At 43.3% G+C, this 14,634-nt stretch carries 16 protein-coding genes and 1 pseudogene; 9 read left to right on the top strand and 8 right to left on the bottom strand.

Annotated features, from left to right (window positions below):
- Positions 1-86: 86 nt before the first annotated feature.
- Together ABDW16_RS19405 and ABDW16_RS19400 are read right to left on the bottom strand one after the other, a co-directional pair.
- Positions 87-629 carry a YdeI/OmpD-associated family protein gene (locus ABDW16_RS19405; RefSeq protein WP_343672033.1) on the bottom strand — a complete coding sequence of 181 codons (543 nt, stop codon included), beginning with the start codon at positions 627-629 and terminating at the stop codon, positions 87-89.
- Positions 630-699: 70 nt separating this feature from the next.
- Positions 700-2,196: an alpha/beta hydrolase-fold protein gene (locus tag ABDW16_RS19400; protein WP_343672031.1), complete on the bottom strand. Its 1,497-nt coding sequence runs from the start codon at positions 2,194-2,196 to the stop codon at positions 700-702.
- 98 nt (positions 2,197-2,294) lie between these two features.
- Here ABDW16_RS19400 and ABDW16_RS19395 point away from each other — a divergent pair, with 98 nt between their 5' ends.
- From ABDW16_RS19395 to ABDW16_RS19380, 4 genes are all read left to right on the top strand, one after another.
- Positions 2,295-2,684, top strand: coding sequence for a helix-turn-helix transcriptional regulator (locus ABDW16_RS19395; RefSeq protein WP_343672029.1), 390 nt, complete (start codon positions 2,295-2,297; stop codon positions 2,682-2,684).
- Between the two features lie 90 nt (positions 2,685-2,774).
- Complete coding sequence (locus ABDW16_RS19390) at positions 2,775-3,296, top strand: DUF4199 domain-containing protein (RefSeq protein WP_343672027.1); 522 nt, start codon at positions 2,775-2,777, stop codon at positions 3,294-3,296.
- Positions 3,297-3,358: 62 nt separating this feature from the next.
- On the top strand, positions 3,359-3,772 hold the full coding sequence (locus ABDW16_RS19385; RefSeq protein ID WP_343672025.1) for a YciI family protein: 414 nt from the start codon (positions 3,359-3,361) through the stop codon (positions 3,770-3,772).
- Between the two features lie 77 nt (positions 3,773-3,849).
- Positions 3,850-4,959 (top strand): serine hydrolase domain-containing protein, encoded by a 1,110-nt coding sequence (locus tag ABDW16_RS19380; RefSeq protein ID WP_343672023.1) that lies wholly within the window; start codon positions 3,850-3,852, stop codon positions 4,957-4,959.
- A 67-nt stretch (positions 4,960-5,026) separates the two neighbouring features.
- Here ABDW16_RS19380 and ABDW16_RS19375 read toward each other — a convergent pair whose 3' ends face one another.
- Complete coding sequence (locus ABDW16_RS19375; RefSeq protein WP_343672022.1) at positions 5,027-5,572, bottom strand: hypothetical protein; 546 nt, start codon at positions 5,570-5,572, stop codon at positions 5,027-5,029.
- A 94-nt stretch (positions 5,573-5,666) separates the two neighbouring features.
- On the opposite strand from ABDW16_RS19375, the gene ABDW16_RS19370 reads away from it, so the two are divergent.
- Both ABDW16_RS19370 and ABDW16_RS19365 read left to right on the top strand, forming a co-directional pair.
- Positions 5,667-6,473 carry an SDR family NAD(P)-dependent oxidoreductase gene (locus ABDW16_RS19370; RefSeq protein WP_343672020.1) on the top strand — a complete coding sequence of 269 codons (807 nt, stop codon included), beginning with the start codon at positions 5,667-5,669 and terminating at the stop codon, positions 6,471-6,473.
- Positions 6,473-7,042, top strand: coding sequence for a Crp/Fnr family transcriptional regulator (locus ABDW16_RS19365; protein ID WP_343672018.1), 570 nt, complete (start codon positions 6,473-6,475; stop codon positions 7,040-7,042). The genes ABDW16_RS19370 and ABDW16_RS19365 overlap by 1 nt, the downstream gene beginning before the upstream one ends.
- Before the next feature lie 2 nt (positions 7,043-7,044).
- Here ABDW16_RS19365 and ABDW16_RS19360 read toward each other — a convergent pair whose 3' ends face one another.
- The 5 genes from ABDW16_RS19360 to ABDW16_RS19340 all read right to left on the bottom strand — a co-directional run bounded on the left by ABDW16_RS19360 (position 7,045) and on the right by ABDW16_RS19340 (position 11,263).
- A complete protein-coding gene (locus tag ABDW16_RS19360; protein WP_343672016.1) occupies positions 7,045-7,620 on the bottom strand; it encodes a DinB family protein in 576 nt (191 codons plus the stop codon).
- A gap of 325 nt (positions 7,621-7,945) precedes the next feature.
- Complete coding sequence (locus tag ABDW16_RS19355; protein WP_343672015.1) at positions 7,946-8,437, bottom strand: DinB family protein; 492 nt, start codon at positions 8,435-8,437, stop codon at positions 7,946-7,948.
- Between the two features lie 60 nt (positions 8,438-8,497).
- Positions 8,498-9,307, bottom strand: a complete 810-nt coding sequence (locus ABDW16_RS19350; protein ID WP_343672014.1) for an AraC family transcriptional regulator — start codon at positions 9,305-9,307, stop codon at positions 8,498-8,500.
- A gap of 9 nt (positions 9,308-9,316) precedes the next feature.
- Entirely contained in the window at positions 9,317-10,213 is an 897-nt protein-coding gene (locus tag ABDW16_RS19345; RefSeq protein ID WP_343672013.1) for an AraC family transcriptional regulator, read from the bottom strand.
- Between the two features lie 45 nt (positions 10,214-10,258).
- Positions 10,259-11,263: an aldo/keto reductase gene (locus ABDW16_RS19340; RefSeq protein WP_343672011.1), complete on the bottom strand. Its 1,005-nt coding sequence runs from the start codon at positions 11,261-11,263 to the stop codon at positions 10,259-10,261.
- A gap of 210 nt (positions 11,264-11,473) precedes the next feature.
- Here ABDW16_RS19340 and ABDW16_RS19335 point away from each other — a divergent pair, with 210 nt between their 5' ends.
- The 3 genes and pseudogenes from ABDW16_RS19335 to ABDW16_RS19325 form a co-directional block, all read left to right on the top strand.
- A complete protein-coding gene (locus tag ABDW16_RS19335; RefSeq protein WP_343672009.1) occupies positions 11,474-11,863 on the top strand; it encodes a VOC family protein in 390 nt (129 codons plus the stop codon).
- Between the two features lie 1,050 nt (positions 11,864-12,913).
- Positions 12,914-14,092, top strand: coding sequence for a metallophosphoesterase (locus ABDW16_RS19330; RefSeq protein WP_343672008.1), 1,179 nt, complete (start codon positions 12,914-12,916; stop codon positions 14,090-14,092).
- 269 nt (positions 14,093-14,361) lie between these two features.
- Positions 14,362-14,634 (top strand): annotated as a pseudogene (locus ABDW16_RS19325) (hypothetical protein); the annotation flags it as partial.

The raw sequence follows: 14,634 nt of genomic DNA, 5'->3' as shown, positions 1-14,634 counted from the left end.
AAAGGTGGATACTTTCCGAACGTTTATGGATATTATTTAATCATGGGTGAATTTCCCTGTTATCCTATCCTTGCAACCATTTCCCGCTATCTATCATTTATCCCTTTCCCCGCCAATATCCACGGCATATATTTCTCAATCCTTGCCTCCCTCGTTTTCGATTGTTTCGCACCCGAAAAGAAAAACACATATGCCTTTTGCCTTCCGGGAGTAAGTGCTTCAAATGCTTTTTTAAATTTCGGCTGTTTGTCAAATTGTTGTTGCAGTTCTGCAGGAACATTAACTGGATTCTTCTTAGTATCCACTTTCAATCCTGCTCTCTCTACTTCGATCGCTTCATAAATACAAGCCTTTAAAATAGATGCTACCTGTGTAATCTCTTTCACCGTAGTAAATCGCGCCTGTCGGCCTACCTGTGTATTCTCGCCGGTTTTAACGAGTATCCCATCAGGATCGGTAAGCAATGCCCCCTTGAAAAACAGGAGAGCACAATAGTCTTTGAATCCCTGTATGATCACGATGTTTTTACCCTCGTAGTCAAAGCACGGCTTGCCCCATTTAATAGCTTCATTGAGGCCACAGTCGAGAATTATTTTTCTCAGTTTTTCAGTTTCCTTTTCCCACATCATAGCTAATAGATTTTCATACTTTTTTGAATTTAAAACGCCCCTGCCGGCACTCTTAAAGAAGAGAACATCCCTATAACTTAAATAACGTTACCAACTTCTCCAACACCGCCGAACTATAAAATGGCAAAGATACCGGGTTGATCATTTTTATACCTGCCGGTGGAAGGTAAGACAGCTTTAATCCAAAATCCGCATTTTTATGAAGATACGTTATCTTATATGGATAATACCCTTTTTCCAAAGGTACTATATACGTATACGTAAACTCGTCGTAAGAACCCTTCCAATGAATGAGTTCCTGGTTATTCAGGTAAAATTTTGAATCAGTATCAGCATTAAACACAAATACGTAATAACCAGCTTCTTTCGCTTCCATCCAGCCATCTACAACTAATCTGAAGTCGTTCTTACGTGGCAATGTTAATTTATCTTTTACAATACCTTCCTGCTTAGGCTTTTTCGGATCTTCTTCATAATACAAATAATGCGTCTCTGACTTCCCTTTGGTGGCAGCCTTCAGCGGCGTACCGGTTGTAAACACACCCGATTTCATTTTATCATAACGTGCCCGGTTGGTAAATTGTTTGATAGTCAGCCGGGCTGCATTATCGATACCTATTTCGCCATTTACACCCGGAGAGGCGGTACCAGGTTCTGTACCATCCAATGTATAACGCAGATTAGCCGTATCGCCAAAAGACCACACTTTAATAGGTTGTCCATTAACCACCATCCCATTCATCGGATGAAATTCAATCGCGCTTTTATTCCATCCAAAAGTGAATTTTAATCCATCGTAAGTACTTTTTAACCGGATAGAGCTATGTGTTTCATCCGGGTATTGAATAACCTCCCATTTCAACCCTGCAGGTGCTAATGTATGAAGGATCGTATCCATGTCAGTAACCTTCATGGCTTCCGCTTCTCTGCCTAACCGGCCGCTCACGAACAAGGTATTATTTGTACCGGCTAAGGCAGGCAATTTCTCCCGTGCAATCTTAGGAATATAACCATGGTCCCACCAGAGACTGGGATCAACAGCGATGTATGATTTAAAAGCGCCGGGCTCCGTCAGTAATGCGTTGATGACAAACAGTCCACCCAGGGAATGGCCCCATAAAGTATTATCTCCGTTGGAGGGATAATTCTTGTTAATATAAGGAATCAATTCATCTTTTAAGAAATGCAGGAAATTGTTGCCACCACCCGAAGTAGGCCAGTCAGCTAAGTGAGTGGGAGTAAGGTCCTTGTTTCTATCAATGCCTAATACACTCACTACGATGGTAGGAGGTACCTTGCCTTCCCCTTCCTGGAAGCGTTGTACATTGTTGATTAAACCGGTATTCCAGTTGCCACCGTCTAATACATATAATACATCGTATTGGGTGTTGCTTCCCGGCTTATAGCTTTGCGGTGTAAATACCTGGATCAGTCTTTCCTGTTGTAAGATCGTAGAATAGATAGAGTCTATTTTATTGCCGGTATAGACGCTTCTTACGGTATCTTGCCCGCGTACGGAAATAAACCCTGTAATAAGGATAACAAAAATGATAATGCTAACTTTCATTGTGGTTTAGGTTAATCTTCCCCAAGATATGTACATTTAGATATCCGGGAGCATTACAAAATGGGGAAAATTATTTAAATTTTGATAAAATCAAAGAAATGATTGCCAGAATAGGCTTACTTACAGGGGGTGTCATACTGTTATTCCAGATTGTCAATTTATTGGTAGTATATCGTTATGTCAGGCTGGATTTTTATTTATGCCTGGTGGCAGTCTTTTTTCTCATAGTTGGTTGGTCGGTGCATAAATGGCGGGGTAAGGAGAAACCGAAAGAGCTACCTGTTTCGTTATTATCTGCCAAAGAATGGAAAATTCTGCAGCTGGTAGCGGAGGGGAAAACGAATAAGGAAATAGCGGCTATTCAGTTCGTAGAATTGAGTACGATCAAAACCCACCTTAATAATATCTACAAAAAGCTATCGGTTACCAACCGGAAGGAAGCCCGGGAAAGGTACCTGGAGGTAGCTCCTCAAATGCCCGTTGAATAAGGACTCCACCCTTTTTCCACCCCCGTTTTTTTTGCTTTTTCATGGTTTGATAGGATATTCGCAACCGTTGTTATAAATCTTTTTCGCACTATGAAGTCATTTTTAAAGTACGGTTTACTGACTGGTATTGTAGCCAGTTTATGGGCGCTCTCGACCTTTACGGTTGTTGGGTGGGTGAGTGTTACTTTTTTCAGGGGTAGCATTCCGGCAGCTGACATGCGGTCTATAGGCGGGCTGTTTAGTATTTTTATTTTGGGGTTGGGTATCTGGTTGGGTATGCAGGAGGCGCGGCGGCGCAATGGAGGTGTGCTAGGTTACTGGCAGGCAGTGAAAACCGGGGTATTGATTGCCTGTATTACAGCGGGCATGATGGCGGTTTTTAGCTGGTTGTATTGTACGGTGATTAATCCCGGGTTTACGGAGTTTATGGTGCAGGATGCGCAGAAAACGCTGGTGGCGGCGGGGAAAACGCAGGCGCAGATTGCGGCGGAACTGGTATCGGTCAGGAAGCAGTTTAGTACCGGGGCGATGGTGGCACAGGCGCTGATTGGACAGCTGGTGGTGGGGAGTGGAATTTCATTTTTAATGGGAATTTTAATTCGTAAAAAGTAGTCATTATCTGTAAAAGAAGTCAATATTCGTAAAGCAATCATTATTCATATAAAGAATTCATTATGAAGAAAGTCATTCTAATAGCCGCGTTGTTCATTATTTGTAACAAAATCTTTGCCCAGGCAGACACTTCCGGCCAATACATGTTGATTGTCAGGTATGATCTGACCGCCCCGTCTCCGGATGCGGAGCTGGTGAAAGCAAATGCCCCTAAGTGGGGAACTTTTATTGGAGAGCTTACCAGGAGTGGTAAATTGGTAATGGGGTTGCGTCCTGATAACGGGGGAAAGACAATTTCCGGGAAAACGACAACGGTAGAGGATAAACCTTATGCAGGGGATAATAAGATTGTGAGTTCATTTTTCCTTGTGAAAGCGGGGAGTATGGCGGAAGCAACGGAGATAGCGAAGAAATGCCCGATATATGAGTTAGGGGGCAATGTGGAGGTGAGGAAGGTAATGAACATGGCCAATTAAACCGGGGGCAATATGGCATGATTGAAGGCGCTGATCAATTAAAATCCATAAATTAGGCGATATATCCCTGCAAAAAAATGAAAATAAGCACCCGTATTCTGATTGTTTGTACACTTTTACCATTTATTGCCTATCCGCAAAAGACACTGCTTGACAGCCTCCTGGCTGATAAACACATTGCCGGTTTTGAAGCGGTTACCATCGAAAAAGGAAAAGTCATATGGACCGGTTACTACGGTTATCAAAACCTGGAAAAGAAAATACCCGTAGGACCCAACACGATTTTTGAAGCTGCCTCCACGTCAAAAACGGTGACCGCCGCTGCCGTCATGCAATTGTACGCCGCCGGGAAGTTTAAGCTGGATGATGATGTAAACCGCTACCTGGATTTCCATCTGGCCAACCCGGCATTTGCGGGTAAACCGATTACTTTCCGCCAGCTATTACAGCATCGGTCTTCTATTGATGATAATGTAGACTACCTGCATGAATTCTGGGAAACGAACCATGGAGATCCTACCATTCCGCTACCTGTATTTATTAAAGACTATTTTAAGGTACAGGGCAGGCATTATGACAAGGAGAAGAACTTCTATAACTATCCACCCGGTACAAAAGCGAATTATTCCAATATGGGTATAGCGCTGTTAGGATACCTTGTAGAGCGGCTCTCAGGAGAGGATTTTAATACTTATTGTAAAAAGCACTTATTCACTCCGCTCGATATGCAGTACTCCGGTTGGTTCCTGCATGATGTAGACAGCAACCAGGTAGCCATGCCTTACCGGTATTCAGATTCCCTGCATACATATGAGCCATTGGGATATGGTGGTTTCCCTGATTACCCTGCGGGTAGTCTGCATACAAATGTGGAGCAGTTTGCGCATTTCCTCATAGCCTGGACCGGACAGGGAAAATGGAAGCATATACCCGTGATAGATAGTAATGCGATACAGACATTGACACCGGATGAATTTAACCAGGGTTTTCATACATGGTTTCAATATGGAACAAATAAGGGGGCTATTTTGTATTGTCATACCGGTTCTGCCAATGGGGTATCTTCATTCATTTCGTACAGTCCGGGGAGTAAAAAGGGGATGATCTTTTTGTGTAATGGGGAACTGGGAAATAGCAAGGCATGGCGGGATATAATTGATACCCTGTATAGCGAGGGATTTAAATAATGGAATTTACTCGTCTACCCGAATAAAAAGCGTGTACCAGGGAGAATGATACACGCTTTTCATCTTTTTAATTTACTTTGAATGATTTCGCTACTGCATCAAATATCGGTCTGTACTTAGTTTTCTTATCCGGGGCACAAATACCCGTAATCACATAAGCAATACCATCAGAAGGAAACACATACATGACCAGATCAGCCTTTACCCCCTGCATTTCCATCGTATAGTTATACCACGCACCTTTTACGCCATTCGCCTCAATATCTCCATTCGCCAGTATTTCAGAACCAGGCAAAACCTGTTTCAATGATGACAGTGATTTTGAAATATAACTTTTAAGCGATGCCCCCTGCATAGATTCAGTCACCAGGTTGATATTTGGATTAGGTACCTCACCCGTTTGTGGAGAGATAATATAGTAATAGTTAATTCCCTGTACTGTCTTGCGGTCGGTCGTCCACCCTTCAGGTGTATCCAGGTGAAAGTCCTGGCTGCCTTTGTTTAAATTCGTTTTGTTGATGGAGTTTAAAACTTCTTCTGCAGTTTTGGGTTGTTTGTTATTGTTGCATGCAAAAGCCAGGGTTAAAACCAGTAGTCCCAGTATTTTTCTCATACTATAAGATTTACTACGAAAATAGGATTTCTTGTCATATGACAAGCCCCTTTTATCCCTTTCATACCACCTTTACCGTATAAATAACATGAAAATGAAAACGATATTTATTACTGGCGCTTCGTCAGGATTAGGCAGTGCATGTGTAAAGGTATTTTCTGATAAAGGATGGCGGGTGATCGCTACCATGCGGAACCCGGCTGCAGGAGCCGCTTTGGCACAGTTGCCCAATGTACAGGTGATGCAACTGGATGTCAATAATTTACATCAACTGCAGACAGTGGTGAAAGAGGTAATGGCCAAATACCCGGCAGATGTCGTGCTGAACAATGCCGGTCATATTCTGATGGGACCATTGGAAGGATTTACGGATGAGCAGGTAATATTACAGATCACGACCAACCTGCTCGGCCCGATCAGGATCACACAGGCATTTTTGCCTTATTTCAGGGAAAGGAGCAGCGGGTTGTTCCTGAATGTGACGAGTACCGGCGCTTTATTGCCAGAGCCGTTTATGGCCCTTTATGGTGCTACCAAAGCCGCTGTAGAGACCTGGTCTACAGCCATGCGTTCTGAGCTTTCTAAAGTGGGGGTAAGGATCAAAACCCTGATCCCGGACCTGATGCAAACCAGCTTTGTTTCGAATGCACAGTTGATCCTGCACCCGGCTTACCAGCAGTGGGTAGACAAAATGCTGGCGCTGTTCTCCAACCCCGATTCCCCACTGGTGTATGATGATCCCGCTGATGTGGCTACTTTTGTATACAATGCCACTGTTGATGACAGTGATCAGTTGCATTACCTGATAGGCAACAATGCAATAAGGGTAGGTGCGACGATCGAAAAAGAAGGCGTGGAGAATATACTGAACTATAAGGAAAAGTTTTATTTTTCAGCTTAATGGAGTTATTTACTAATTACCTGTTGCAGTTTGGGCATTTGAATGAACAGCAGATCAGGTTGATTCACGGCAAACTGAAGCTGCGCCACCTGGCCAAAGGTGAATACCTGTCAGAAGCGGGTCAGGTGGCGCGTGAGCTGGCGTATGTGGTGACGGGTGTGTTGCGATCCAGTTATTATAATAACAAAGGTGATGACGTAACACAGTATTTCATCACAGAGAATTATTGCTATGCTGACCTGGATAGTTTCCTGCACAGGGTATTTGCTATGGGATATGTACAGGCTGTGACAGACTGCGATTTGATTGTAATCAATATTGATGATTATGAAGAGTTGTCAGCCACTATCATGAACTGGGATTTGATATTTCAGAAAATCGCTACTAAATTCCTGATGGAGAAGACGAATAAACTGAGGGGCAATATATCGGAGGAGGCACAGACGAAGTACGAACTGTTTTTGCAAAATTTTCCCAATCTTGTAAATAGGGTACCATTAGTGTATGTGGCTTCTTTTTTGGGAATTACCCCTTCTTCGCTTAGCAGGATCAGGAGGAAAAAGTATTAAATTTATCCTTTTGCCCTCAGTGCCTGCGCCATATGTCTCTGTTCATGAGCTATAACAAAACGAAAGGTATCGCCAAGTGAAAATTTCAGCCAGTTACCCAATGTAGTCGGTATTTTAATACTTTCAAGGTTTACCAGTTTTGCTTGTTCCAGTAGTTGCTGCATGCTCTCCTGCCACCCGATAAATTCCTGCACTACCTGTTTTGCATCCAGGTTAGCAAGTGGTCTGTACCCTTTGGGCGCCTGCATTTTCATGCCGGGGTATCCATCTGCTTTGGGCAGCATCATCTTTGTAAAATAATCTCCCAGCCAGCCGCTTTTAAATACCGGCGAAGAGGAAGGCGGGAGGCTGCCGGTCAGTTTTGCCTGGATGGCTTTTTCGATGGCTGGAATGTAGAATCGCGCATAGGCATTCAGGTGATCCAGGCATTGTGCAGCACTCCATTTTTCCGGCGCCGGTTGGCGTAGTAAAACCGTCTCCGGTGCGGTTGACAATTGTTCTTTGGCTGTGCTTAACAGTACATCTACCTGTTGGTGAAGATCGTTTAATAATAAAGGGGTTTCGAATTTACGGGACATAGTGTTGTTTTGTGGGGCCAAATATAGGAAATGTTGTTGTATCAGAAATATAACAACTACCGTTATGAACCTATGATGGCTACATTATAGGAAAGATACCGGGAGTTAAAAACAGCTAGCAAAAAAGGAGGGTTGATGCCCCTCCTTTTTTGCTTTGTATCCTTCCGTTTCTTTTTCGGTCCAGGTTGTCGGACATCCTACGTCTCTTAGCAATCTGATTTCGCTCAGCTTTAATTTTTGGGATCTTTGCCGCCAATAAAAGGCCGGGAGCTCTCTAATTCTTTTTCGAATAGAAGAGGGGGGACCTTATGATATGCCCCCTTTTCTATCGCCGGTAAAAAGTTGCGAGATCAATGGAAGAGAGATTTGTAAAACCCACCTGACGCAGTAATGTAACCAACTGCCCACGGTGATAAGTAGAGTGATTAATAATGTGAGAGAAGGTATGTACAAAAGGCATTTGTGCCTCCCCGCCACGTGGGTACCTGAATGCAACGGGCGCCATAAAATCTTCTTCCGGGTGGGAGACTAAATACGCTTTCATTCCTGTAGATGCCTTTTCCCAAATGGCAATCAAATCACTTTTGGTACCTGTAAATGTACCGGAGATAAACACAGGTGCAGGTGCTTTGGTCCAGAAGTCGATCCAGATACTTTCGGCACTGGCAATGTGAAGAGCAGTTTGCCGTACACTGCTGAAACTACTGGTAATAACCTGTTCCCATTGTGCATCGGTAATTTGCTGTAACCAATCCATTGCTTTACGATTAGCCCAGATATTGTAGCTGGCTAATTCCATGAGATATGCTTTATTCATGACCCAAAGGTAAGCCTGCATACAAGCTGCAAATAACAGGCAGACGTCCGGAAAGTATCGCTAGGCGTTCATTTGATATTGCCTGGGAGTGACGCCATATAGCTGCTTAAATGACTGGATAAAACTGGACAGGTTTTCATAACCCAGTTCATAATAGATCTCACTGGCTTTGCGGTGATCGTGCCGTAGCATTTTGGCAGCCCTTTCCATTCTTTTTTCCAATAACCATTTGTTGGGACTATTCCCATAAATACGCGCAAACTTACGCTTGAACGTAGACAGGCTCATGTTGCAGAGAAAGGCCAGTTCTTCCACCGTGATATTACTATCCATATGCGAAGTAATTGCCTGCCTGATTACGAGATCATCGTTGGTTGCATAGTTCATATGCCTGATCTGTTCTAATTGACCGGGATAATGTATGGCAAGGTACAGGAATAGTTCTTCCAGTTTTATTTTTTGCAACTCAGGATGAAGGGACTTATCTGCTGTAAGCATACAGTCGAGGGAGTGAACAAAACCAGAGAGGAATGCATCCTTGTCAAATCGCAGGAATGGACGATGGTCAGATTGTTTGGTCGTAGTACCTAACCATGTAGTATGTTTATCAAAAAAATCAGTCAAAACGTCATTGCTAAACAGTATCAGTATGCTATGATAGTCTGCATTTTCCGCAGCAATTTTTTCACTCATCAGGCAGTTGCCTGCCGCCAGTAGTACAAACTGATGCGGTTGCACGGTGACCTGTGTGCCTGCAAAATGCACCGTCTTTTCACCATCCAGCAGAAAGGTAAACATATTTTGCTCCAGCATGATTTTAGCTCTCGGTGCTGGTGTTTTAGTACGGTAGCGAAGAATTGAAACAGGCATACGACAAAGTTAATTAAAAGATTGCCGGTATTCCAAAGGGGACTGACTGGTTTTGGATTTGAAGAGTTTATTAAATGACTGTGGATGTTCAAAGCCGATCTGGTAGGCAATCTCTGCGACAGTCATATCGGTTGTAGTCAGCAGTTCCTTTGCTTTTTCAATAACTTTATTATGAATATGCTGCTGGGTATTCATACCTGTGTGATAGCGAAGCATGTCTCCCAGGTAACTGGCGCTTACATTCAATTGCTGGGCTATGTACTGTACGGTGGGTAAGCCGGCGATGTTATTTTGAAAGTAGCGATTCAGAACGGTTTCCATTTGTATAACGAGGTTGTTATTGGCCGTTTTCCGGGTAATGAACTGGCGATTATAAAAGCGATTGCAATAACTCAGTAAGAGGTCGATATGAGATAGTACCACATCCTGTGTATGCGCATCTGTAAGCGAGTTTATTTCCTGTCGCAGGCTTTCAAATATGCCTTCAATCATTTCTTCTTCCCGCTCTGACAGGTGGAGTGCTTCATTGGCGGCATAACTAAAAAAACCATATTCGAGGATTTTTGAAGCTAAAGGATGCCCCTGCAGAAAATCAGGATGTACAATGAGTGTATAGCCCTCCGGAATTTTAGTAATCTCTCCTTCGATCGTAATTACCTGTTTAGGGGCGTAAAAGGACATGACACCTTCGTCGAAGTCATAATACTGTTGTCCATATCTTATTTTTCCTTCGAAGTTCTTTTTCAGGTTAATGGAGTAAAAATCATACGCGATACTGGCCGGCATTTCTTTCTGCGGCAAAGCCATATCTTTAAAATTAAAGACGCTTACCAGGGGATGAGTCGGCTTGCCCTGCTGCGTCATGGTATGATAGGCGGATATCGACCTTACGATGAAAGGTTTCATGATACAAAGATACAAAAATGGCGGACCATGGGTCCGCCTGTTAAATTAAAGGTTTACCTGTTTCATTCCTTCTTCATTCATCCTGGCACCAGTGGGGGCATCGATGGGGATGATCTTTTCCAGACGGTTAATATCATCGGTAGTCAGTGCAATGTGTGTAGCGGCAATGTTTTGTTCAAGGTACGGTACACGCTTGGTGCCGGGAATAGGTAGATGTCCTTTGGCGATGATCCAGGCGATGGCCAGTTGAGATGCAGAAACCTGTTTCTCTGCTGCCATATTTTTTATAGCTTCCAGCAGGGCCAGGTTCTGGTAAAATTGTTGCCCCTGGAACCTGGGCAGGTACCGCCTGAAGTCACTCGCAGGAATCTCTTCCGGGTGTTTGAAATCCATGCCAATAAAGCCACGTCCCAGTGGTGAATAGGCAACGAAACCAATGCCCAGTTCCTGTAAGGTGGCAAGGATTCCCAGTTCTTCCACCTCTCTTTCGAATAAGTTATATTCGCTTTGTACTGCAGTGAGGGGGTGTACGGCGTGTGCTTTCCTGATAGTGGCAGTACCAACTTCTGACAGGCCGATGTAGCGGACTTTGCCTTCTTTGACCAGTTCGGCCATAGCACCGACAGTCTCTTCAACAGGGGTTTCCGGATCCAGCCGGTGCAGGTAATAAAGATCTATGTAGTCGGTACCCAGGTTCTTTAATGAGCGCTCGGCAGCTAGTTTTACGTATTCTTTGCGGCCATTGATCGCGCCTGTATATTTGTCTTCTTCATTAAAGGTGAAACCAAATTTAGAGGCAATGATATATTGTTCTCTTTTTCCCTGGATGGCTTTTGCGATCAGCTGTTCGTTTTTGAATGGGCCATATACGTCGGCCGTGTCCAGGAAATTTCCGCCCAGTTCGAGGGAACGGTGGATGGTGGCAATGGATTCCTGTTCGTTTGCCTGGCCATAGATTTCCATGCCACTGAAGGTGGTCATGCCCATACATCCTAGTCCTATAGTGGGCACTGCCAGGCCCTGGCTACCTAATTTTACTTGCTTAACCATGGTGATTGCTATTTGCAGCAAATTTCCCATTGGGAATGCATTTAGGTGTAGCCGATTCGGGGGAAGGTGTATCTAAAATGACTTTTGCAGACTGACGTAGGGGTACTATTTATGGAGGAGTTGAACCATAAATTAAAATTATCGGGAAAGCTACTGACATAGGGTTGTCATCCGGGGAGGATTATTTTGTACCAGAAAAAAACATACATCATGATTCTTTCCTCGATTCGTATCATTACTGCTGATATTCAGGGCCTTGTTAAATTTTACGAAGGTGCTACCGGGTTGGCATTTAAATGGTTTACCGAAGATTTTGCTGAACTGAGAACCACAGGTGCAGCGCTGGCAATTGGGAGCACCCGTACACTGGCGCTCTTTGGCGGAAATGTGGCGGAGGCTGCGCATAACAGGTCGGTGATCATTGAGTTTCGGGTAGATGATGTAGATGCTGCCAGCAAGCGTATACCAGCGGAAACGATTGTACAGCAACCGACTACTATGCCATGGGGCAATCGTTCTCTTTTATTTAGAGATCCTGATGGAAACCTGGTGAATTTCTTTACACCTGTGACTGAGGATGCGAAGAAGCGATTTGCGTGATAGGCGGGCGTTCCGGGAAATTCTCTATGCAAATGAGGGTATATAAGTACGATATACCCTCGTTTTATTGGAATTCATGTACGAGTTTTTTATTGGGTTGTTGGCTATTTTCTCTCAGGCATATCACGTTTTCGTGAGTTTAAAATTAGCTATAAAGAAAATGACAATTATTCATTTACAATCCTTTCATAGCAAAAAGAACTTATTTCCACGGATTAATTCTTACCATATTCATCAGAGAACTATCTAATGTACAATTAGTCATAGTCAATATGAGATCCCTATTGTTGGCATATTTGACTTGAATCATAAAAATCCCGGAGTCATTAATTCGATACGGAACATCATAATGCTTAAGCACATCCGGGAAATTTTTGATCATCTCATTAGTATATGGTAATAGAACCAATTTGCCCGATTTTATTTGGAAAGGTTTTAACCGGGTGTAAGAATTATTATAATACCTATAACCTATGAAAAGTAATATAACAATAATGGCAACTGTAATAATACTGGTACGCTTATTCATACTTAAATTTAGCTTAATAACCACTTATTTTCCTATATGTTTGTTTACATTTTGCATCCATAATGAATGTAATGTTATTGTGCCAGAGGCCCTTGTATACCAATTTGCTACCATTTTAAATTACCGGCCAGCCCATTTTCAACAAGATATAAGCCTTCTTCGTCTGACACGTCTCCAAACCCGGGTATAAGTGCCATAGCTCCCGGGTTCGAGGCATAATCGTCCACCCAATGATGTTCATCTGAAATAATAAATTGATTACCTTTTCTGGTAATTTGAAATGCACTCACTGATGATATATTGCATAATATAGCAGATTTAAGCAAATACTTAAATAAATATATTCTTATCCATGTTGCTGCACGATCTTTCCGATAGGGAATAGACCTAACCCAGAGCTTGTGGCTTTTGCGGGTTCATTTCTCAGTCTATTGAAAACCAAGGAATTAAAAAATTTACCGCCATCTTTAAAATATTACCATCAGGTATTCGTCTACCTGATAAACGCGTTTTATTTTTGTATGGCAAGATTTCCATTAATGCTATTGCTCTTCCTGGTAGGCGACCTTTATTTTTACCAGGCAGTTTCGACACTCAGCCAGGATCCCATGCTACATTTTGGCTATTGGCTACTCGATATTTTACTGATCGGTGCGATTATCTCCATCATTTTTGTGCGCAGGGCTGGTTTTACAGCAGAACGGTTTATTGCTGTTGTGATCGGCGCCATGATGCTCATCTTCATTCCTAAGTTATTTTCATCCCCGGTACTGTTAGCCGAAGACATCTTTCGGTTATTCCGTGGTTTCCCGGCCAGAAATGTGTATGTAAGTGAGGTAGCGCTGGCACTGGCGGGCGTGATTTTCATCACTATTCTTTTTGGTCTTACAAAAGGAAAGCATTTCTATAAGGTGAGAAAGGAAACGATCTATTTCCCGGATCTGCCGGCTGCATTTGACGGTTTTACTATTACGCAGTTATCCGATATACATTCCGGTAGCTTTAGTGATGCCAAAGGTGTACAGAAGGGTCTTGACCTGGTAGATGCACAACAAAGCGACCTGTTATTGTTCACCGGCGACCTTGTCAATAACATGGCTTCCGAGATGGATCCGTGGATAGGTGGTTTTACGAAGTTAAAGGCCCCATATGGCAAGTTTTCCGTATTGGGCAACCATGACTATGGCGATTATATCAGGTGGGAAAGTAAGGAAGCGCAGGCGGCTAACCTGGACCGTTTAAAAGCCGTGCATGGTGAAATGGGTTTTAATTTATTGCTGAATGAAGCGGTAACCATCAATAAACAGGGGCAGAGTATCTCCCTGATCGGGGTGGAGAACTGGGGTAAAGGTGGTTTTCATAAATACGGCGATCTGAAAAGGGCGACGGCGAATGTGCCGGATCACTCTTTTAAGGTGCTGATGTCTCATGATCCTTCTCACTGGGATGAGGTGACGGTAGACCATCACCAGCATGTACACCTCACATTGGCGGGGCATACACATGGGATGCAGTTTGGGATTGAGTTGTTTGGGTTTAAGTGGAGCCCGATAAAATATGTATATAAGCAATGGGCGGGGTTGTATGAGCAGCAGGGGAAGTACCTGTATGTAAACAGGGGGTTTGGTTTTCTTGGGTTAAAAGGGAGGATTGGGATGTGGCCTGAGATTGCAGTGTTGACATTAAAGAAAGGGGGATAATCATTTTTCAATTTATTTTAATTAGAAGTCCGGATAGATGCTTTGCATTATCCGGACTTTCTTTTTGTTGTCTGGCAATAGTTAATCCAGCTATAGCATAGCTATACTTCCATAAGTACACTATAAGTACATTAAAACGACATTTCTATATCGATTCGATATTGAGGTGTAGATTAAGTGGCGTATTAGTACTCATTTAGTGTTAAAGCTTCACTGTGGTTTGGGTAAGATCATTAATATTGATTTTGTAATCCCAAAACTGATTTTTTATGGCTATTGTTAAAGACAATATACTCCTCCAACTCGTCCGGGGTACGCTGGGCGATCAGATCACGATTTACGAAAGGAACGGGCAGATAATTATGGCGAAGAAACGTGGCCCGTCGAAGAAGCAGCCGACGAAGAAGCAGCTGGAAGCGCGGTATAAGATGCGGGTAGCGGCGGCTTATGCGGTGGTGATCCTGGAAGATCCGGAGCTGAAGGCTTATTATAAGTCGCTGGCAGGCCCGGGGCAGAATGCTTATAATATGGCGGTGAAGGAT

Origin of the sequence: Chitinophaga sp., assembly GCF_039596135.1 — a bacterium.
Lineage (GTDB): Bacteria > Bacteroidota > Bacteroidia > Chitinophagales > Chitinophagaceae > Chitinophaga.
This window is presented reverse-complemented; position numbering and strand designations above follow the sequence as displayed.

What these genes read in the sequence shown, in the direction of transcription:
- ABDW16_RS19405 (WP_343672033.1), bottom strand. Translation starts at nt 629, where the DNA reads ATGATGTGGGAAAAGGAAACTGAAAAACTGAGAAAAATAATTCTCGAC.
- ABDW16_RS19400 (WP_343672031.1), bottom strand. Translation starts at nt 2,196, where the DNA reads ATGAAAGTTAGCATTATCATTTTTGTTATCCTTATTACAGGGTTTATT.
- ABDW16_RS19395 (WP_343672029.1), top strand. Translation starts at nt 2,295, where the DNA reads ATGATTGCCAGAATAGGCTTACTTACAGGGGGTGTCATACTGTTATTC.
- ABDW16_RS19390 (WP_343672027.1), top strand. Translation starts at nt 2,775, where the DNA reads ATGAAGTCATTTTTAAAGTACGGTTTACTGACTGGTATTGTAGCCAGT.
- ABDW16_RS19385 (WP_343672025.1), top strand. Translation starts at nt 3,359, where the DNA reads ATGAAGAAAGTCATTCTAATAGCCGCGTTGTTCATTATTTGTAACAAA.
- ABDW16_RS19380 (WP_343672023.1), top strand. Translation starts at nt 3,850, where the DNA reads ATGAAAATAAGCACCCGTATTCTGATTGTTTGTACACTTTTACCATTT.
- ABDW16_RS19375 (WP_343672022.1), bottom strand. Translation starts at nt 5,572, where the DNA reads ATGAGAAAAATACTGGGACTACTGGTTTTAACCCTGGCTTTTGCATGC.
- ABDW16_RS19370 (WP_343672020.1), top strand. Translation starts at nt 5,667, where the DNA reads ATGAAAACGATATTTATTACTGGCGCTTCGTCAGGATTAGGCAGTGCA.
- ABDW16_RS19365 (WP_343672018.1), top strand. Translation starts at nt 6,473, where the DNA reads ATGGAGTTATTTACTAATTACCTGTTGCAGTTTGGGCATTTGAATGAA.
- ABDW16_RS19360 (WP_343672016.1), bottom strand. Translation starts at nt 7,620, where the DNA reads ATGTCCCGTAAATTCGAAACCCCTTTATTATTAAACGATCTTCACCAA.
- ABDW16_RS19355 (WP_343672015.1), bottom strand. Translation starts at nt 8,437, where the DNA reads ATGAATAAAGCATATCTCATGGAATTAGCCAGCTACAATATCTGGGCT.
- ABDW16_RS19350 (WP_343672014.1), bottom strand. Translation starts at nt 9,307, where the DNA reads ATGCCTGTTTCAATTCTTCGCTACCGTACTAAAACACCAGCACCGAGA.
- ABDW16_RS19345 (WP_343672013.1), bottom strand. Translation starts at nt 10,213, where the DNA reads ATGAAACCTTTCATCGTAAGGTCGATATCCGCCTATCATACCATGACG.
- ABDW16_RS19340 (WP_343672011.1), bottom strand. Translation starts at nt 11,263, where the DNA reads ATGGTTAAGCAAGTAAAATTAGGTAGCCAGGGCCTGGCAGTGCCCACT.
- ABDW16_RS19335 (WP_343672009.1), top strand. Translation starts at nt 11,474, where the DNA reads ATGATTCTTTCCTCGATTCGTATCATTACTGCTGATATTCAGGGCCTT.
- ABDW16_RS19330 (WP_343672008.1), top strand. Translation starts at nt 12,914, where the DNA reads ATGGCAAGATTTCCATTAATGCTATTGCTCTTCCTGGTAGGCGACCTT.